At 73.6% G+C, this 17,515-nt stretch carries 15 protein-coding genes and 1 pseudogene; 4 read left to right on the top strand and 12 right to left on the bottom strand.

Going from position 1 to position 17,515, the window contains the following annotated elements:
• Positions 1-10: 10 nt before the first annotated feature.
• Together ACZ55U_RS03385 and ACZ55U_RS03380 are read right to left on the bottom strand one after the other, a co-directional pair.
• Complete coding sequence (locus tag ACZ55U_RS03385; RefSeq protein WP_465521911.1) at positions 11-1,585, bottom strand: trypsin-like serine protease; 1,575 nt, start codon at positions 1,583-1,585, stop codon at positions 11-13.
• 65 nt (positions 1,586-1,650) lie between these two features.
• Entirely contained in the window at positions 1,651-2,172 is a 522-nt protein-coding gene (locus ACZ55U_RS03380; protein ID WP_465521909.1) for a hypothetical protein, read from the bottom strand.
• Positions 2,173-2,606: 434 nt separating this feature from the next.
• Between ACZ55U_RS03380 and ACZ55U_RS03375 the strand changes: the two genes are divergently transcribed.
• Both ACZ55U_RS03375 and ACZ55U_RS03370 read left to right on the top strand, forming a co-directional pair.
• Positions 2,607-6,125: an ALF repeat-containing protein gene (locus ACZ55U_RS03375; protein ID WP_465521907.1), complete on the top strand. Its 3,519-nt coding sequence runs from the start codon at positions 2,607-2,609 to the stop codon at positions 6,123-6,125.
• Between the two features lie 116 nt (positions 6,126-6,241).
• Positions 6,242-6,739, top strand: a complete 498-nt coding sequence (locus ACZ55U_RS03370; RefSeq protein ID WP_465521905.1) for a hypothetical protein — start codon at positions 6,242-6,244, stop codon at positions 6,737-6,739.
• A gap of 148 nt (positions 6,740-6,887) precedes the next feature.
• Here ACZ55U_RS03370 and ACZ55U_RS03365 read toward each other — a convergent pair whose 3' ends face one another.
• From ACZ55U_RS03365 to ACZ55U_RS03350, 4 genes and pseudogenes are all read right to left on the bottom strand, one after another.
• Positions 6,888-7,253 (bottom strand): hypothetical protein, encoded by a 366-nt coding sequence (locus ACZ55U_RS03365; RefSeq protein ID WP_465521903.1) that lies wholly within the window; start codon positions 7,251-7,253, stop codon positions 6,888-6,890.
• 323 nt (positions 7,254-7,576) lie between these two features.
• Positions 7,577-7,801, bottom strand: a pseudogene (locus ACZ55U_RS03360) (helix-turn-helix domain-containing protein); the annotation flags it as partial.
• Positions 7,802-7,888: 87 nt separating this feature from the next.
• Positions 7,889-8,929, bottom strand: coding sequence for an alcohol dehydrogenase catalytic domain-containing protein (locus tag ACZ55U_RS03355; RefSeq protein ID WP_465521901.1), 1,041 nt, complete (start codon positions 8,927-8,929; stop codon positions 7,889-7,891).
• Positions 8,930-9,147: 218 nt separating this feature from the next.
• Positions 9,148-9,291, bottom strand: a complete 144-nt coding sequence (locus ACZ55U_RS03350) for a hypothetical protein (RefSeq protein ID WP_465521899.1) — start codon at positions 9,289-9,291, stop codon at positions 9,148-9,150.
• Between the two features lie 320 nt (positions 9,292-9,611).
• Here ACZ55U_RS03350 and ACZ55U_RS03345 point away from each other — a divergent pair, with 320 nt between their 5' ends.
• On the top strand, positions 9,612-10,553 hold the full coding sequence (locus ACZ55U_RS03345; RefSeq protein ID WP_465521897.1) for an ROK family protein: 942 nt from the start codon (positions 9,612-9,614) through the stop codon (positions 10,551-10,553).
• A gap of 293 nt (positions 10,554-10,846) precedes the next feature.
• Here the strand turns inward: ACZ55U_RS03345 and ACZ55U_RS03340 are convergent, their stop codons facing one another.
• From ACZ55U_RS03340 to ACZ55U_RS03315, 6 genes are all read right to left on the bottom strand, one after another.
• Entirely contained in the window at positions 10,847-11,242 is a 396-nt protein-coding gene (locus ACZ55U_RS03340) for a DUF2267 domain-containing protein (RefSeq protein ID WP_465521895.1), read from the bottom strand.
• A gap of 307 nt (positions 11,243-11,549) precedes the next feature.
• A complete protein-coding gene (locus tag ACZ55U_RS03335) occupies positions 11,550-12,146 on the bottom strand; it encodes an acyl-CoA thioesterase (RefSeq protein WP_465521893.1) in 597 nt (198 codons plus the stop codon).
• Positions 12,143-12,412, bottom strand: a complete 270-nt coding sequence (locus ACZ55U_RS03330) for a hypothetical protein (protein ID WP_465521891.1) — start codon at positions 12,410-12,412, stop codon at positions 12,143-12,145. Before ACZ55U_RS03330 ends, ACZ55U_RS03335 begins: the two co-directional genes overlap by 4 nt.
• A gap of 871 nt (positions 12,413-13,283) precedes the next feature.
• Positions 13,284-14,672 carry an NAD(P)/FAD-dependent oxidoreductase gene (locus ACZ55U_RS03325; RefSeq protein WP_465521889.1) on the bottom strand — a complete coding sequence of 463 codons (1,389 nt, stop codon included), beginning with the start codon at positions 14,670-14,672 and terminating at the stop codon, positions 13,284-13,286.
• A 138-nt stretch (positions 14,673-14,810) separates the two neighbouring features.
• A complete protein-coding gene (locus ACZ55U_RS03320) occupies positions 14,811-15,305 on the bottom strand; it encodes a flavoprotein (RefSeq protein WP_465521887.1) in 495 nt (164 codons plus the stop codon).
• A 157-nt stretch (positions 15,306-15,462) separates the two neighbouring features.
• The gene (locus ACZ55U_RS03315; RefSeq protein ID WP_465521885.1) at positions 15,463-16,410 is read right to left on the bottom strand and encodes an FAD-dependent oxidoreductase; all 948 of its coding nucleotides are present in this window, start codon (positions 16,408-16,410) and stop codon (positions 15,463-15,465) included.
• Positions 16,411-16,538: 128 nt separating this feature from the next.
• Here ACZ55U_RS03315 and ACZ55U_RS03310 point away from each other — a divergent pair, with 128 nt between their 5' ends.
• Positions 16,539-17,468, top strand: coding sequence for a LysR family transcriptional regulator (locus tag ACZ55U_RS03310; RefSeq protein WP_465521883.1), 930 nt, complete (start codon positions 16,539-16,541; stop codon positions 17,466-17,468).
• Positions 17,469-17,515: the final 47 nt, after the last annotated feature.

Here is a 17,515-nt window from a genome sequence, read left to right as displayed (position 1 = left end):
GGGGGCGGGATCAGCCGATGGTGGCGGCGATGCCCTGGATGGCGCTGCTGGCGACGCCGAAGAAGGTGGTCCAGCTGCCATCCGCCTTCTTGTCGGCGGTCCAGATCTTGTCGTCGTTGCCGATGGCGAACAGGCGGATGCTGTCGCCGATGGTGGTGGTGGCCACCTGCTTGACCCCGACGACGCCGGGGACCTTGTCGAAGGTGGTCCAGGGGCCGTTGCCGGTGCTGTCGGTGGTCCAGATATGGCTGTCCGCGCCGACGGCGAACAGGCGCACGGAGTTGCCGATCGTGGTGGCGGCGATGTGCTGGATGGCGCTGCTGGGAATGGCCTCGAAGGTGCTCCACGTACCGGCGGTGTAGTCCCCGGTGGAGGTCCAGATCCGGCCGTCGCCGCCGATCGCGAACAGGCGCACCGTGTTGCCGACGGCGGTGGCGGTGATCTGCTTGATGCCGCTGCTGGGCAGGGGGCTGAACCCGCTCCAGGTGCCCGCGGCGTAGTCGCCGTCGGCGCCGTAGATGCGCCCGTCGCCGCCGATCGCGAACAGGCGGACCTTCTCGCCCATGGCGACGGCGGTCACCTGCCGGATGCCGCTGTTGTTCGGCACGACCTGGAACGGCGACCAGGTGCCGGTGGCACTGTCCTTGGTGGTGGTCCAGATCCGCTGGTCGGCGCCGACCGTGTACAGGCGGACCTTGTCGCCCATCGTGACCGCGCTGACCTGCCGCGTGCCACTGCTGGCCGGTACGGCCTCGAAGGTACCCCACGTGTTCGTGGTGTACGCGCCCTCGTTGGTCCAGATCTGGTTGTCGCCGCCGATAGCGAACAGCTCGCTGGCCGGGCGGGAGGCCTTCACCTGCTTGACCCAGTCGCCGAGGTCGTCGACCCGGGAACTGTACGCGCCGGTGCGGGTCTCGGTGGCGGGGGTGCCCAGGCAACCGCCCTGCCAGGAGCGGGAGGCGACGGCCACCAACTCGGCCTTGCCGTTGACCTCCCGGATCGCCGGGGCACCGGTGTCACCCTTGCAGACCGCCGCGCCACCGGTGCCCGTGGTACCGATGCCGGTCGCGCTCACCGTGTCGAGCGAGAACGCGCCGGTGTGAAGCTTGCCCGGCACCCACTCGTCCTTGGTCCGCCCGAAACCGGGCACCCGCAGGCTCTGCCCGGCCGTCGGCGCGCTGGTCGCCAGCGGCAGCGGGGCGACACCGTCGACGGCGGAGACGAGGCGCGCCATCACCAGATCACGGTCCTGACGTGGCGTCAGCTCGGCCACCTGGGCGGACTTGCCGCCGACGGTGACGGTGGTCTTCCACTTCGGCGCACCGGCGGTCAGCGCCTGCGGCTGCGCCGGGTCGTCCGAGAAGCAGGACGCGGCGGTGAGGACCCAGAAACGGTCCACCAACGCCCCCGTACAGGCACGCAGGTTGTCACCGATCACCAGACGCGCGGTGGAGGCATGGGCGCCGTCGGCCGCCGCGTCGCCTACCACGGCGCCGGCCGGAACGAAGGTGCTCAGCGTGCCGGCGGCCGCGGCCGCCACCAGCACACCGGCCCGCCAGGAGCGGGACTGAGACTTACGGGACATCACTTGGACTTCCTCAAAGAGCGGAGCGAACTGCAACGAGGCCACTGTCGGACGGGTCGGCTCGGTCACCGGTGGGCGACCAGACGCAGCAGCATGTGGTCGTTCTGGTCCGGGTCCGCGGCCTCACCGATCGGCGTCCAGATGTAGTCGTTGGGCCCGTTCTTGGTGATGTCGAAGGTCTTCTCGGTCCCCTTGACCACCGCCGTCGCCTGGGTCGTGTAGTCGTTGCCCCGGATCCCGACGACCTTGGGAAGCTCCAGCTCGAGGAATCCGCCCGTCCCGGTGACCTTGAAGCAGACTCGATCCTCCCGGCCGCGCGCCCACACCTCGATCAGGTTCTGCCCGTCGACGCAGTCGGCGAGCAGAACGTGCCCGTCGCCACGCTTCAGCACCAGGTTGCGGTCCTTGAGGATCTGCTCGGCACCCGGGTAGGCGAAGTCTTCAACGGCCGGAGGCGGAGTGTCGGGACCCGTCGCGGCCGCTGCGGCGCCGCCGGAAGCACCCGCCGCGGCCCCACTGGAAATTCCGATGGCCAACGTCGCGGCGGCCAGGGCACCAACGATGACAGGGCGGTGTCGCATACGCATGAAATCCCCCTCTTTAGGAATCTTTGGATGTCGGCGCCGGCGAGCGCACGACTGCTTCTGAAGCAGGTCATTCATATCACCGCGCCGGCACCGAAGTTGATCACCCTTCGCACACGAAGCTCGTTGTCTTTGCCGTCATCCATGGATATATGTCCGTTTTGCCATCACGGCGATTTTCAGCCGCCCTGTCCGGAACTATTCGCTCTGAGGTCAGGGGTCGATTTATCTGCCACTCGCTCTGTATGGTCGCGAACCGCGCGCATCGACGCGCCAGGCTGCGCCGCACGTGGCGGTCCGCCGCAGGCGGTGAACGGCGACTTCATCGAGGGGACATGGGGATAAAGACGAGCGAAAGCTCGGTTAAACTGCCGCGTAATCCGTGGCGGGCACGCGCGGCAGTCGCAGGGCTGTGTGCCGTGACACTGTTGATGGGAATGACGAGCGGTTCCGCGGTGGCGCTGACCGCGGAGGCCACGGCGGAGACGCCGGCCGCACCGAGCGACCGGGAGAAGGTGTTCACGGCGTGGCGCGATGGCGGCCGCGCCACCAAGGCGGCCGCCCAGAATGCCCTGTTGGGGTCGGACCAGGACGTGAAAGCTTTCCTGGACGGCAAGTTGAAATCAGTTCAGGCCGAGGACGACCGGGTCGCCGCGCTGAAACTGATCAACACCAGCGGCCGGGGGGTGCGCGAGGCTGCCGGCAAGGCGCTCAGCGGCACGCCCGAGGAACTGCACACCTTCCTCGCCACGGGCTATGAAGGACCGTGGAAGGAGGACCTCCGGGTCGCCGTGCTGACCTCCATCAGCCTGGACGGACGGGGCGCGCGCGACGCGGCGCAGGCCGCCCTCAAGGACGGCTCGCTGGATGCGTTCCAGTCGTTCCTGGAAAGCGGCCGGGCCAAGGCACAGGAGGAGGACGACCGGGTCGACACCCTGCGGCTGATCGCCGTCGGCGGTCCCCAGGTCCGTGCCGCCGCCCAACTGGCCCTCAAGAACGGGCCGGCGGAGGTGAAGGAGTTCCTGCGCAACGGCCAGCACGTGGCCCGGGCCCGCGACCAGGAGAAGATGACCGTCTCCCAGCTCGCGGAGGAGGCGCGCACTGCGGGCCAGCAGGCCCTTCAGGAGACCGAGGCCGCGAAGCAGGCCTCGGCCCGCGCCGTGGAAGCCGCTCAGCAGGCCAAGGCCGATGCCGAACGCGCCGCGAAGGAGGCCGCCGCCGCCAAGGACTCCGCACAGCAGGCCAGCGAAGCCGCCGGCCGTGCCGCGGATGCCACGAACCAGGCCGCCCAGGCAGCGGCCACCGCGATCGAGGCCGCCAATACGGCTCACTCGGCGACCCGGGTGGCGGCCAGCGCCGCCTCCGCCGCCGCGGCGGCCGCGACCGCGGCCGGCAACGCGGCGTCCCGGGCCTACCAGGCGGCCACCGCGGCCGGCGGGGACGCCAGTCAGGCGGCCAACGCGGCCGCTGCTGCCACGGTTGCGCGGGACGCCGCCGCGAACGCGCAGCGTGCCGCGGAATCCGTCGACCACGCGATCACCGCGGTGAACAACGCGGTCGACGCGGCCAAGTCCGCCGCCAGCGCGGGGGCGAACGCGGCCGCGGCCGCCGATGCCGCCGCCCAGGCCGGCGGCTATTCGCAGGCGGCCGGTGCCCAGGCCGAGCGCGCGAAGAGCGCGGCGGCCAAGGCTCGTGCGGCCGCCGCCACCGCGACCAACGCCGCGAACTCCGCCGAGACCCTCGCCAGGCGTGCGGCCACCGCCGCTCAGCAGGCCAAGACGGCGGCGAACGAGGCTGCCACCCACGCCAACAACGCTGCTCAGGCGGCAGAGGACGCCGCGGCGCACGCCGGTCAGGCGGCCGGCGACGCCAACCAGGCCACTCTCCACGCCCAGGCCGCCGTGGCCGCGGCCAACACCGCCTCCAAGGCCGCGACCGCGGCCCGCGAGGTCGAGGAGACCGCGCGCGCCGCGGAGACCGCCCAGCTGGCGGCTGAGAAGGACAAGCGGATCCAGCAGGCCCAGGACCTGAAGAAGCAGTACGACGACCGCCGGGCCCAGGACCGCGAGGACCGGGCCGAAGCGGTGCGGGTCGACACCGCGACCAAGCAACTGCTGTCCGACGCCGTGGCGCCGGGCACCGACCCGGCCGCCGCCGCGCGGATGGGCCGTCAGGCCGCCTTCAACCTCGTCTCCACCGGCGGCCCCTGGACCAGCCAGGCCGCCAAGGACGCGCTCACCGGGTCCGACAGCGACGTGCTGGAGTGGCTGAAGCAGCGCCGGGCCCTCGCTTCCGAACACGACGACATGTCCCGTGTCGCCCACCTCGCCGAGTCCACCAACCCACGCCTGCGCGCCGCGGCCTTCACCGCACTGAACGGGGCCCCGCAGGACGTCCAGGCCTTCCTCAACGGGGGCCAGGACGCGGCCATGGCCGAGGACAACAGGGTCGAGATCCTGCGGATCATCAGCCAGGGCGGCCGGGCGGTCAAGGAGGCCGGCAGCAAGGCCATCGACGCCAACACGGCTGCGGCCTTCCACCAGTTCCTCGACACCGACCAGTACCGCGCCCGGGAGGAGGACGACCGGGTGACGGCGCTCTCGCTGACCGCGGCGAGCGGTCCCCAGCTGGCCGCCTCCGCCCAGGTCGCCCTGGCCGGACCGCCCACCCAGCTGCGCAACTTCGTCGCCGTGGCCCAGTACCGGGCCGCCGAACAGGACCAGCAGAGTGCCGTCCACGCCGCCGACATCCAGCGGATCGTGGCGGACGCCTCGACCAGCGCCGCCAACGCCCAGGAGACGGCGGCGACGGCGACCGCGGCGGCACTGACGGCCCAGGGCGCTGCCACCGAGGCCCAGAAGTACGCCGCCCAGGCCCGCCAGTCCGCCGATGAGGCCAAGGGCTACGCGAACCAGGCTCGTCAGTCCTCCGACCAGGCGGACAAGTCGGCCCAGCAGGCCGCGGCGTCCGCACAGCAGGCCAGGACCGCCGAGAAGTCGGCCCGCGCCGATGCCGCGGCCGCGACCAAGTCCGCGGCCTGGGCGTCCTACTCCGCGTCGAAGGCGGCCGCGTACGCGAACTCCGCCTACGGCTCCGCCGCCCAGGCCCGCAACTCGGCGCTGGCCGCGGGCCGGAGCGCCCAGGAGGCGGCGCAGGCCGGCACCGACGCGATGCGCAGCGCGTCCGACAAGATCGCCGCCGAGGAGCGTGCCCGCGCCGCCCAGCAGAACCAGTCGTCGTCGACGCCGCCCCCGCCGGGCACGATCACCGTCACTGACGACAAGGGCCACGAGTACGTCAGCGACGAGGACAACGCGACCAAGCACCCGCCGTTCCACGAGCCGAGCGGCTGGGAGAAGTTCATGCGCAACCTCGGCAACCAGGGGCAGCAGGACCCGATGCTCACGATCGTCGGCGGCGCCGAGCTGTTCGCCTGCTACGAGGGGCCGATGGCCTGCCAACTGTTCAAACACTGGGAGCAGAAGTCGGGCAAGCCGGTCATCTTCACGGAGGACCAGATGCGGGAGCTGTACAACAACCCGACCTTGCAGAAGGACCTCAACGACCGGGCCGCCAGCTACGCGAACTCCGCGGCGGCGAAGTGCACCGGCGGGGCCGGCACCACGTGCGCGGTGAAGCTGGACACCAACTGGATCGATTTCACATACGTGGCCCCCGGGTCCAAGGACCACATCTGGGCCCTGCACAGCGTGGAGTACCGCATCAGCGGGGACGTGACGGCGACGGTCGTCGGGCCCGGCAAGGTGCGGCTCTCCGGGGGCTACCGGTTCGACCTGAAGAAGGAATACAACTACGACACGGACAAGGCGCCGATCGACCTGTACGGCATCCCGATCGACGTGACGATGCTGGCTCTGGCACCGAGCCAGGGCTACGCCCGCGACTTCACCGTCCAGGGAAGCACCAACGGGAAGATCGACTTCACCACTGGTTGATCGCCCGATCCGGATCGGGTACCGTCCCGCGGGACCTTCCCCGCGGGACGGTACCCGTCCGGGAGAGGACACTGATGCGAGTACGGAACACAGCAGGACCGCACGGCTACGGAGCGGTGCGACGCACAGCGGCGGCAGCTGCGAACCTGGTCGTCGTCATCGCCCTGGCGGTCGGCTGCGCGGCGGCGGACCCGGACCCCCGGGCGTACCCGGGGTCCCCGAAGGGTCAGACCCTCGAAGGGGTCGCGAAGGCCTTCGGTCTGGACCTCCCCGCCTGCGACCTCCAGGGCGTCGGGTTCTTCGGAAACTCGAAGTACCCCGAGCAGAACCTGAACCTGAGCTTCCGGGCCCCGAAGGACTGTGTGGACCGCTTCCTCGCCGCCCACTCGGCCGACCCCGCCAGCCCTGTGCATTGGACCCCGGGGCACGGCAACAAGATCGGGTTCGACGACGCCGAGACCCGCGGCTTCGGCTGGTCCTTCGACCAGGCCGTGACCTACGACCTCTTCGTGGACTTCACGACCGCGAACGGGAGCCGCTTCAGCGTGGTGGCGGACCCGGGACAGACGGAGCGGACGGTGTACATGGAGTCCCGCTACGTGGGCGGCTCCTGACCAGGGGCCCGCTGCCACAGTGCACAGCCTCCGGGCCGAACGCTTCCTGCCGAGGAGCCCCGCCAGGACATCTGGCGGGGCTCCTTCGCGTCTCGATGAGCTGCCGGACGGCGTCCGGCCGGGAGCGGGTGCCGTCCGGGGTCCGCCGTCAGCAGTTGATGTAGCGCATGGTGACGTCGGTGAAGTAGGTGCCCGACGGGGCGTACAGGGTGATGGCGCGGGACTTGCCCTTGCCGCCGGCCCAGTCGCTGTCGACATGGCCGCCGCTGGAGAGGGTCCCGCGCACGTAGGGACAGCGGCCGTCGGCCTTGGTGTCGTGCACCGAGCCGACGAGCTTGGTGTGGTTGTTGCACGTCTTGCCGTTCGCGTAGCCCTCGTTGGAGCGGATGCTCCAGTTCTGGGTGCAGGAGTCGGCGGCCGGCGCGGCGTTGGCACCGGCGGCCGGGAGGAGCAGGGAGGCGAGGGTCAGGGCGGCGACGGCGATTCCGGGGACGGCGAGACGGCGCTTGGGCATGGCGGTACCTCCACACGGGCTTGCTCAGTGGACATCCGGGCCGGGCATCGGGGCCGACGGACGCAATGGTCGACGGCACGGAATGGCCGACGGACGGAGTGGTCGGCGGCCCGGTCTCAGCGGTCCATCGAGCGTGACGTGCTCGAACTAGCCTCGTCAACCGCAGAGTTGGACGCGGAAATCGGTCGGCCATCCCTGGGGAACCGGGACGGCCCGGGTGCCCCAAGGGGCTCCTCCCACACCAGACGGGCGAGGCGGCGGACCGACTCGGTGTACGAATGTCGGCCTGGGGTTCGCCAGTTGACACGGCCGTCGATCTCATCTCAGGGGCCGCTCCCCCGACCTCGCCCGGTGCGCGGCGACCCGGACACCGGTGGCGCAGCGGGGCGGGCAGTAGCGCTGCGGGGTGCGGCGAGCAGCGCCGCACCGAGGTCGGTCAGTGACACCCGGCGGCTGGCACGGTGGAACAGCCGCCCGCCGAGGCCGTTATCCTGGCGGCGGATCGCGTCGCTGACGGTGGGCTTCCCTCGTTGCAGACGCTCGGCGGCGCGGCCGAATTCGAGGCCGTCCGAGGCCGACTGAGGCCGTTGCCGCCCGGCGGCGGGCCCGCCGCCGGAGGCTCGGCCCGGGCGGTGTCAGCGGCCCGTGGTGAGGACCATGCGGAAGCGGGCCCGGCCGTCGGTCATCTTCGCCACTGCGTCGGCGGCCCGCTCCAACGGAACCTCCTCGATCCATGCTCGGACACCCGTCAGCGCCGCGAAGCGCAGGGTGTCCTCCGTGTCGACGGCGGTGCCCGAGGCGTGGCCGTAGACCCGGCGGCCACCGCCGATCAGCTGGAGCGGGGTGATCGCCAGCCGATCGGTCGAGGCGCCGACGATGACGAGTTCGCCGCGCCGGCCGAGCCCGTCGACGGTGGCGGACATCGCGTCGGCGTTGGTGGCGGTGGCCAGGACCACCTTCGCGCCGCCGAGGCCCTGGAGCGCCTGGGCGACGTCACCGACGGTGCTGTCGACGTAGTACTCGGCGCCGAGTTCGTGCGCCAGCGGCTGCTTCTCCGTGCCCCGGGCGACGGCGACCGTACGGAATCCCATCGCCCGGGCGAACTGGACACCCAGATGGCCGAGCCCGCCCAGGCCCAGGACGGCGACGGTGTCACCGGGCCGGGCGGCGGAGCTGCGCAGCGCGTTGAAGACGGTGACCCCGGCGCAGGCCAGCGGTGCGGCCTCGGCGGCGCTCAGCCCGTCGGGGATCGCGGCCGGCGCCATCGCCGGGACGACGACGCTGTCGGCGTAGCCACCGGGGTAGGCCGCACCGGGGACCCTCAGCTCGGGGCAGTGGATGCCATCACCCGAACGGCAGGCCTCGCAGCGCCCGCAGCTGCCGCCGTACCAGCCGACGGCGACCCGGTCGCCGACCTTCCAGCCCCCCACCCCCTCGCCGAGCGCCTCGATGCGGCCGGCGATCTCGTGACCGGGAGTGACCGGGAAGGTCGTCCCGGGCAGCGCGCCTCCGGCGATCAGCAGGTCGGAGTGGCAGACCCCGCACGCCTCGACGGCGATCCGCACCGCCCCGGGCCCCGGCTCGCGGACCGGGACCTCGGACAGTTCGAGCGCCGAGCCCGGCGCGGCGACCCGCGCGGCGCGCTGCGGGTGGTCGGACGAGGAGGTGGCAGCCATGGTGGAACACCCTTCGGTACGGGATCGTGGGCGGTTACGGGATCGTGGGCGGTTACGGGATCGTGGGCGGTTACCGGATCCGGGACGGCCGGCAACCGGCGCCCGCCGGCCTCCTCCAGCTTCATACGTCCGGCGCCGTTTGTCCCCGCACGGCCACTCCGGCGGCGAGCGCCTCGCGCCTCCTGTCCGGGTCAGCCGGATCATCCGGGTCGTCCGGGTCAGCCGGTGTCCGACGCGCTGCTGACGTGGAAGAGCGCGGCGCGCAGGTCGCGGACCGCCTGTTCCCGGTCCACCGGGGCGTGCAGGGGCAGCACCACGTCGTCGGCGGCGCCCATCAGCCGGGCCGCCCGCAGGAGCGTCACTCCGCAGGGAGAGAGCAAGCGATCAGAGCAGGGCGATCAGGGCACGGTCGGGCCCGCCGACCGGCTTCCGGATGCCACGTCGGCGCCTGCCGCGACGGGCCGGGCCCTGGTCCCCCGTACGCGCCCGCCCACTGCTCGACTGCCGCCGCGGCCACCGCACTTCGCCCGTCCCGCCGTGCCGAGGACCGGCGGGACGGGCGAAGCTCCGGTCCCCTGCCGAGCCGACCGGTCCCCGCTTCCCGGCGGCCACCGAGGACCGGCGCGGCGGGCCCGAGCCCTTACGCTGTTCGACGCCCCGTCGACCGTCCCTGGAGCCCGCCGTGCCCGCCGTACCCGCCGCCCCGCTGTTCGCCGCCCTCGACATCGGCGGCACCAAGATCGCCGGGGCGCTGGTCGACACCGCCGGACGGCCGCGGCACCGGCTCCAGCTGCCCACGCCCGCGGCCGAGCCCGGCGCCGCCGTGCTCGGGGTGGTGCACCGGGTGCTGGCGCGGCTCGCCGCAACGGCCGACTGGGCCGCCGTGACGGCCGTCGGCATCGGCAGCGCCGGCCCCGTCGACCTTCTCGCCGGCACCGTCAGCCCGGTCAACATCCCCGGCTGGCGGGACTTCCCGCTGGTCACCGCCGTCGCCGCGCACCCGGCCGTCGCGGCGCGCTCGCTGCCCGTCCACCTGGCCGGGGACGGCGTGGCGATGGCCGCCGCCGAGCACTGGCAGGGCGCGGCCCGGGGCGCCGCCAACGCGCTCTGCCTGGTGGTGTCGACCGGCGTCGGCGCCGGGCTGGTGCTCGACGGAGCGGTACGGCCCGGCCCCAGCGGCAACGCCGGCCACCTCGGCCACATCACCGTCGACCTGGACGGCGAGCCCTGCCCGTGCGGCTCGCGCGGCTGCCTGGAGGGCCTCGCCAGCGGCACCGCGATCGCCCGCCGGGCCCTCGCCGACGGCTGGCGGCCCCTGGACGGCGACCGGACGGCCCGCGCCGTGGCCGCCTCCGCCGCCGCCGGAGACCCGGTCGCGCTCGCCTCCTTCGACCGCGCCGCCCAGGCGCTGGCCGCCGGGATCGCCGCCACGGCCGCCCTGGTGGACCTCTCCCGGGTCGTGGTCGGCGGCGGCGTCGCCACGGCCGGGGACGTGCTGTTCGCCCCGCTCGCCCGTCACCTGGACGGCTACGCCGCCCTCCCGTACCTCCGCGGCCTGGACGTGCGCCGTGCCGAACTGGGCACCGACGCCGGGCTGATCGGTGCGGCGGCGCTCTGCCGCTGAGCCGTCCGCCGTTCCGACCGGGCCTCCTCCCGCGGCGACGGGACGGCCTCAACTGGTCGGCGTGCTCGGCGAATTGGCGGCGCCGCCCGGCTTCCGTCCGGCCCCTTCGGGGCGCCCCCGCTCCGCTTCCCGGCAGACGGGCAGGCCGACACGCCTCCGCCGCCCGGACCCCCTCGGCGCGCCGGGCGGCCGAGCCGGGTCAGGCCGAACGCCGAGCCGGGTCAGACCGGGTCAGGCCGAACGCCGAACCGGGTCAGCCGGGTCAGGCCGAACGCCGAACCGGGTCAGCCGGGTCAGGCCGACGCCGGGTGCCCGAACAACAGGTCGTAGCCCTCCGGGAGTTGCTCGACCACCCGGTCCACCAACCGCTCGGGGACGAGGTCCGCGACGGTGCTGAGCACGGCCCCGATGTCCCACTGCGCCGTCGCCGGGGTCGCCCCGTCGATCCACCCCACCACGGCCTGCACGAAGCGCTCGGCGGTCAGCGGCTCGTCCGCGGGCCGGGCGTCGCGCAGCAGCGAGGCGTACGCGTCGGGCAGCGCGTCGGCGAGCTCGCCCCGCTCGGATCCCACCAGGTGCTCGCCGAGCAGGGCCAGCACGACCCGGGCGGCGTGAGCCGCCTCGGCCTCGCCCCGGTACTCGCCGCGCTCCACGATGCGGGCGAGGAAGTCGTCCGAGGAGATGGTCATCGCGTCCTCCTTCCGGTCGGCGGGCTCCGGCCGGACCGGCGGCGGTCCGCCCCTGGGCCAGGAGGAAGGTCGCAGCGCGTGGCCACCGGGGAGGTACCGGTGCCCGTGCTGCTCAGCGTAACTCGCCCCGGCGCCTTCGTAACCGGCCGATCGGCCCGGACTCGTACGGGCGCCGGTGCGGCCGGGTCCCGTGCCGGAACCGGCTCCGGAGGATGGCCGGCGGGCAAGGCCGACGGAAGCCGACGGGGCGGATCGACGCCGCGACCGGTCCCGCCGGCGGCCCCGCCGTCGGCCCGGGGCCGCGGGCTCACAGCGAGGCGTGACACCGCCTGCGCGGCCGGCGGGACGGGGTCACCGCACCGACCGGTACGCGCTGGGCCGACGTGATCGCCTGTACGGGGACCGCCGGCGCGGAGGCCGCCGGCGTGGTGACGGTCGCCGCGGTCACCGTCGTGGCCGCCAGGGCGGCCTGGGCCCGGCCGGCGTCCGCCATGAACCCCGAGAGAAAGATCCGCTCGGCCGGGCTCAGCGCACGCGAGCGGCCGGATTCGCGGTCCCGCGCGACCACCACGGTCCGCGCCCGCATAAAGACCAACCCGTCCCGGCAGACATTGACCTCGATCTGCGCGGAACTCCGCCCGAGCCGCTCCACGGTGAGCAGCACCGACAACGGCTCGGGCCGGTGGTGCAACTGTTCCAGGTAATCGATCTCGTGTCTCGCGATAATGAACCCGGCGGGGAACAGCGATTCCCGGACGGCGGTTTCGTGGTGGCGGAGCAGGTCGTAAATCCCCTCCTGGATGTAGCCGACCAGACGGGCGTTGTTGATGTGGCCGTTCTCGTCGACGTCGCTCCACCTGGTGGGGCAGGACAGCACGTGAGGGCCCGTCTGCACCGCGTTCACTGCCGGTTCAGCCCGGCACCGGCGGGGAGCAGCGCACGCTGCAACCTGGCGTAGTAGCCGGAGTGTTCGGCCGCCATCCGGGCCGCGGTCCAGCCCTCTTCGGCCGCCTCGGCGGCCGCCTGGACGACCAGGGTGTCCAGCACCGTGTCGACCGCCCGGCACAGGTCGTGGACGGCCGCGAGCCGCTCGGTCACGTCCGCCCCGCTCCCCACGTTCCGGGACGGGAAGGCGGCCAGGGATTCCATCGCGAGCTGAAGGTCGTCCACTCCGTCTGGCCGGTTTTCCACAGGGAAATGCCGCATGTTTTTCTCCATGACTCATTCGGCCGTTACGGCCCGGTAGCTAGCGTTCGAATACACCGGATCGGTGTCGACCCCCCGACCCCACGACGCTATCCCAGGCGAAGGGGGTCGACTGATGGTTTGCGGACCGCGACGGGAAACTGACCACCATCGGAGTAGTTTGTCGGTGTACACAATATGCCCCGTCAGTCGAATGCCGTCCGCAATTCGGGTGGTATCGCCGACGCGCGCCCCCGGATGGACGGCCTCGGGTAGAAAATCTGCTACTGGCCACTCCACCACCTCACCTGGTCCGGCCGCGTGCCGCGCTCACCCGCTCGCCGACGGCCGGCGCGGCCGGGCCCCGAGGGCGCACCCGTCGCGGCCCCGCCCGTCGAGGGTCCACCGGCCGCGGCTCCCCCGGCCGCGCGGAGCCGGGTGCTCGGGCGCCGCCCCGAGTGGCCGGCCGGCGCCGGGCTCGCGTCCGGCACGGTCGGGTCCCGGCCGGCGGCGGGATCGGCCGGATCAGGCCGGGTGCGCGGCGGTCGAGCGATCGGCGGGTGGCGCCGCAGGGCCGCCGACGCGGTGACCCGCGACCGCCCGGGAGCCTCCGGGACGGGGCCGGGTCGGGCCCGCCAGGTCCGGGCGGCGGGGGTGCGCGGAGCAGCGGAGCGACGTGACAAGCCCGCACGGCGCTCCTCCGCACGCCTTCACCGTCGTCGCTGCGGGCCGTCTCCGCTCGGCGGCGCGTCCGAACGGACGACTGGGCGTTCGTGGGACGTCCGGGCGGCCCAGGTGAGGCACTGGTCCGGGCGCCCCGCCGCAGTCGGCGCCACCGGACCTGACGGCCCCGGGCTCAGCGCCCCGAGACCAGGTCCGCGACCCGGGCGATCGGCGAGGTGGTGGCCCGACCGGCCGCTTCCTGCCGGTCGGCGGCGTGGTAGGCGGCGTACATCGCGTGCACCCCCAGCCAGCGCAGCGGTTCCGGCTCCCAGCGCCGTACGGTGTGGCCCACCCACGGCAGCCCGGTCAGCTCCGTGTCCCGGCCGAGCACCAGGTCCCGCAGGGTGCGACCGGCCAGGTTGGTGGTGGTCACCCCGCTGCCGACGTACCCGCCCGCCCAGCCGAGCCCGCTCACCCGGTCCAGCTCGACGGTGGCGCACCAGTCCCGGGGGACGCCGAGCACGCCCGCCCAGGCGTGGTCGATCCGGGCGTGCGCGGCGGCCGGGAAGAACCGGTTGAGGATTCCGCGCAGCTGGCGCACCGTCTCCACCTGGGTGCTGCCGTCCGAGTCCGTCCGCGAGCCGAACCGGTACGGCACGCCGCGCCCGCCGAGCGCGATCCGGTCGTCGGCGGTGCGCTGCGCGTACATGTACGCGTGCGCGAAGTCGCCCAGCACCTCGCGGCCCTGCCAGCCGGTCTCGGCCCAGAACTCGGCGGGCAGCGGCTCGGTGGCGACCATCGCGGAGTTCATCGGCAGCCAGGTCCGCCGCTCGCCGCGCAGCCCGGCGGTGAACCCCTCGGTGGCGCGCAGCACGTGGTCCGCGGTGACGGTGCCGCACGGGGTGACGGCGCGCGGCTTGCGGTGGCCGGAGCCCGGCAGGATCGCGGTGACCGCCGTCCCCTCGTACACCTCGACGCCCAGCTCGCGCACGGTGCGGGCGAGGCCACGGGCGAGCTTGGCGGGCTGGATGCGGGCGCCGTACCTGGTCCAGCAGCCGCCGAGGGTGCCGGCCACGTCGACGCGCTCGGCCGTCTCCTTGGCGCCCAGCAGCTCGACCCGGCCTTCGCCGTAGGCCCGCTCGTTTCGGACGTGCTCCCGCAGGCGGTCCAACTGCGGCTTGCTGCGGGCGACTTCGAGCACGCCGCCGCGGACGATGTCGGCCTCGATGCCCTCGGTGGCGGCGATGTCGACGACCTCGCCGACCGCCTCGTCCATCATCCGCTGCATCGCCACCGCGCGCTGCCGGCCGTACCGCTTGGCGAACGCGCCGCGGCCCGCGAAGCCGTTGTACAGCCAGCCGCCGTTGCGGCCGGAGGCGCCGTAGCCGCAGAAGCGCTGTTCGAGGACGGCGATCCGGAGGGAGGGGTCGGCCTTCTTCAGGTAGTAGGCGGTCCAGAGTCCGGTGTAGCCGCCGCCGACGACGCACACGTCGACGTCCCGGTCCCCCGGCAGCGCGGGGCCCGCCTCGGGCACCCCGTCCGCCGCGTACCAGAACGACACCTGACCGTTGACCGCCGCCACCGGATACCTCCCGCACCCTCGCTGACCTGCCCGGACGCTACCTCCGGCGGGCCGGCGCGGGCCACCCCCCACACTGCAAGGATCGCCGGGCCCGACCAGCCACCCTGTCAGTCCCGGCCGGGCCGCGGTGGCTCCCGGTCAGTCCCGCAGCAGCTCCAGGGCACGGGTCCAGTCGTACGAGCCGGGCACGAAGTCCGCGATCCGCACGCCCATCCGCCGCAGCTTCGCCAGGCTCTCCGCGTAGGCGGGGTGCGCCGCCTGGGCGGCGCTGAGGCACGGCTGCACGGCGACGGGGATGCCCCAGCCGTACGACTCGCAGAGGATGCCGAGGGCGAGGGTGTCCGAGACCCCCAGGGCCCACTTGTTGATGGTGTTGAAGGTGGCGGGCGAGACGACGATCGCGTCCGGGTCGGGCAGCGGGCGCGGTTCGCCCGGCTTCCGCCAGGCCGAGCGGACCGGGAACCCGGTCTGCCGGACGATCGCGTCGGCGTCGATCAGCGCCATGGCATTGGGCGTCGCCACCACCCCGACGTCCCAGCCCTGTTGCCGCGCTTCGGAGATCAACTCCCCCACCCCGCCCGCGACTCCCGCCGCACACACCACCACGTACAGCACCGGCTTCCTGGCCGCCATGCGCAACGCCCCTCTCGTCACCGCCGGCCTGCTGTCAGGCCGGCATGCACCACCTTCCCAAACCCCTCGGGGAGCGCACCCCAGCGCCCCGGCCTCAGACGCCCGACGAGCGCGAGCCCCCGGTGCCCCTCGTCGCCATCGCCCGCCGCCCGACCGGTCAGCGGACCAGCGCGGCCACCGCGTCGGCGCAGCCCCAGCTGAGGGTGACTCCGGCGCCGCCGTGGCCGTAGTTGTGGATGGTCCGGCCGTCCGGTTCCGCCTCCAGGCGGGGTCCGCCGTGGCGGGCGGGCCGCAGGCCGACGACGTGGTCGATGACCCGGGCCCCGCGCAGTTCGGGGACGTGGGCCGTGCAGCGGGCGATGATCGCCTCGGCGGTGGCCGGGTCCGGCGCGGTGTTCCAGTCCCCCGGTTCGAAGGTGCCGCCGAGGACGACGTCGGCGCTGCGCGGGTGGACGTAGGTGTAGCCGCCCGGGTCGTCCTGGATGCGGGTCGAGGTGGGCAGTCCGGGGTTGCGGACCAGGACGAGCTGGCCGCGCACCGGGTGCACGGCCTCGTCGTCGCAGAGCTGTCGCGCGGCTATCCCGGTGGCGTTGACCACCACGGGCGCCCAGACCCGCGCCTGGTCGAGGACGTCGAGGCGGCGGTGGACGATCTCGCCGCCGTTGTCGATGAACCGCCCGAGCAGCCACGGCAGGTAGAGCGGCATCTCGATGGCGGGGGCCGTGAACGACCAGCCGTCCGCGCAGTTCGGTCCGCGTTCGGCCGCCGTCAGCCGGCGCAGGTCCGGCACGGCGGCGCCCCACCAGGGCTCGCCCGGCTGCCCCTCGTGGGACAGCATCCGGGTTCTGCGCATCGAGACGCCGGGCACACCCCCCTCCGCCTGGCGGGCGAACTCGGCGAAGGCGGTCGCCGACCAGGCCGCGACCTCGCCGCTCGTGCCCGTGGCGACCGGGAACCAGACGGCCGCCGCCACCGCCGAGGTGGTCGACAGCAGGCCGTCGGCCGTCACGACGACGACCCGGAGTCCCTTCTCCTGAAGCCGGATCGCCGTGGTGAGCCCGATGACCCCGCTGCCGACCACGACGACGTCCACCGCACCATCCATCGCGTTCTCCTCCTCCGACGGGCCGCCCGCTGGGGTGGCGGCCTCCGCCTTCAGGAAAGCCGCCCGGCGCGGTATCCGTCCAAGACCAGATCTGTCCCACGCCGATCGGCCGCGCTTATCATCGCCGGATGGATCTGCGGATGGACCTGCGCCGGATGCACTACTTCTCCACGCTGGCCGAGGAGTTGAACTTCACCCGGGCAGCCCGTCGGCTGCGCGTGGCACAGTCCGCGCTCAGCCAGCAGATCAAGACGCTGGAGCGGCAGCTCGGCGCCCGGCTGATCGAGCGCACCAGCAAGGGCTGCGTGCTGACCCCGGTCGGCCGGGCGGTCGCCGAGGAGGCGCGCCGGGTGCTGGGCGAGGTGGCGGAGGCCGAGAAGCGGGTCGAGGCGGTGGTGCGGGGTCGGGAGGGGCGGCTGCGGGTGGCGTACACCCGCTCCGCGCGCGGCGGGGTCTGCGACGCGCTGGTGACGGAGTTCCGCAACCGCTACCCACGCCTGGACGTCGCGTTGCAGACCGGCTGGACGTCGCACAACGTCGGGGAGTTGCTCGCCGGGCGGCTGGACGCGGCCTTCGTCCGGCCGCCGCTCGACGTCCCCGGGCTGGCCTGCCGGATCATCGCCGAGGAGGAGTTGCTGCTGGCCGTTCCGGCGGGCCATCCGCTCGCCCGCAGCAGGGCCCGGATCGGGCGGCACCGCATCGCCGACGAGCCGGTGGTGCTCTGGCCGCGCGAGAACGGGCCCGGGATGCACGCGCTGATCACCGGGCAGCTCTGGCCCGGCCGTTCGCCGCGGATCGTGCGCGAGGAGCCGGACGACGAACAGCTCCTGCTGGCGGTGGCGGCCGGCTACGGCATCGCGCCGATCCCCGAGGGCCGGGCCCGGGTGTTCCGGATTCCCGGCATCTGCCTGCGCCGGCTCACCGCGCCGGTGCCGACCGTCACCCTGGGGCTCGCCCACGATCCGCGGACCGCCCCGCCGGCCGTCCAGCTCCTCCTGGCGATGGCTCCGCCGCTCGTGTCGGCCGCCGCGGCACCGCCCGAGGCCGGACAGCCCTGATCCGCCGCGGGCACCGTGCCCGCCCCCGTCCGGCCGGCGGGGGCGGG

The sequence above is a fragment of the Kitasatospora sp. NPDC034533 genome (assembly GCF_055575155.1).
The sequence above is the reverse complement of the archived record's forward strand: the minus strand, read 5'-3'. Positions and strand labels throughout refer to the sequence as shown.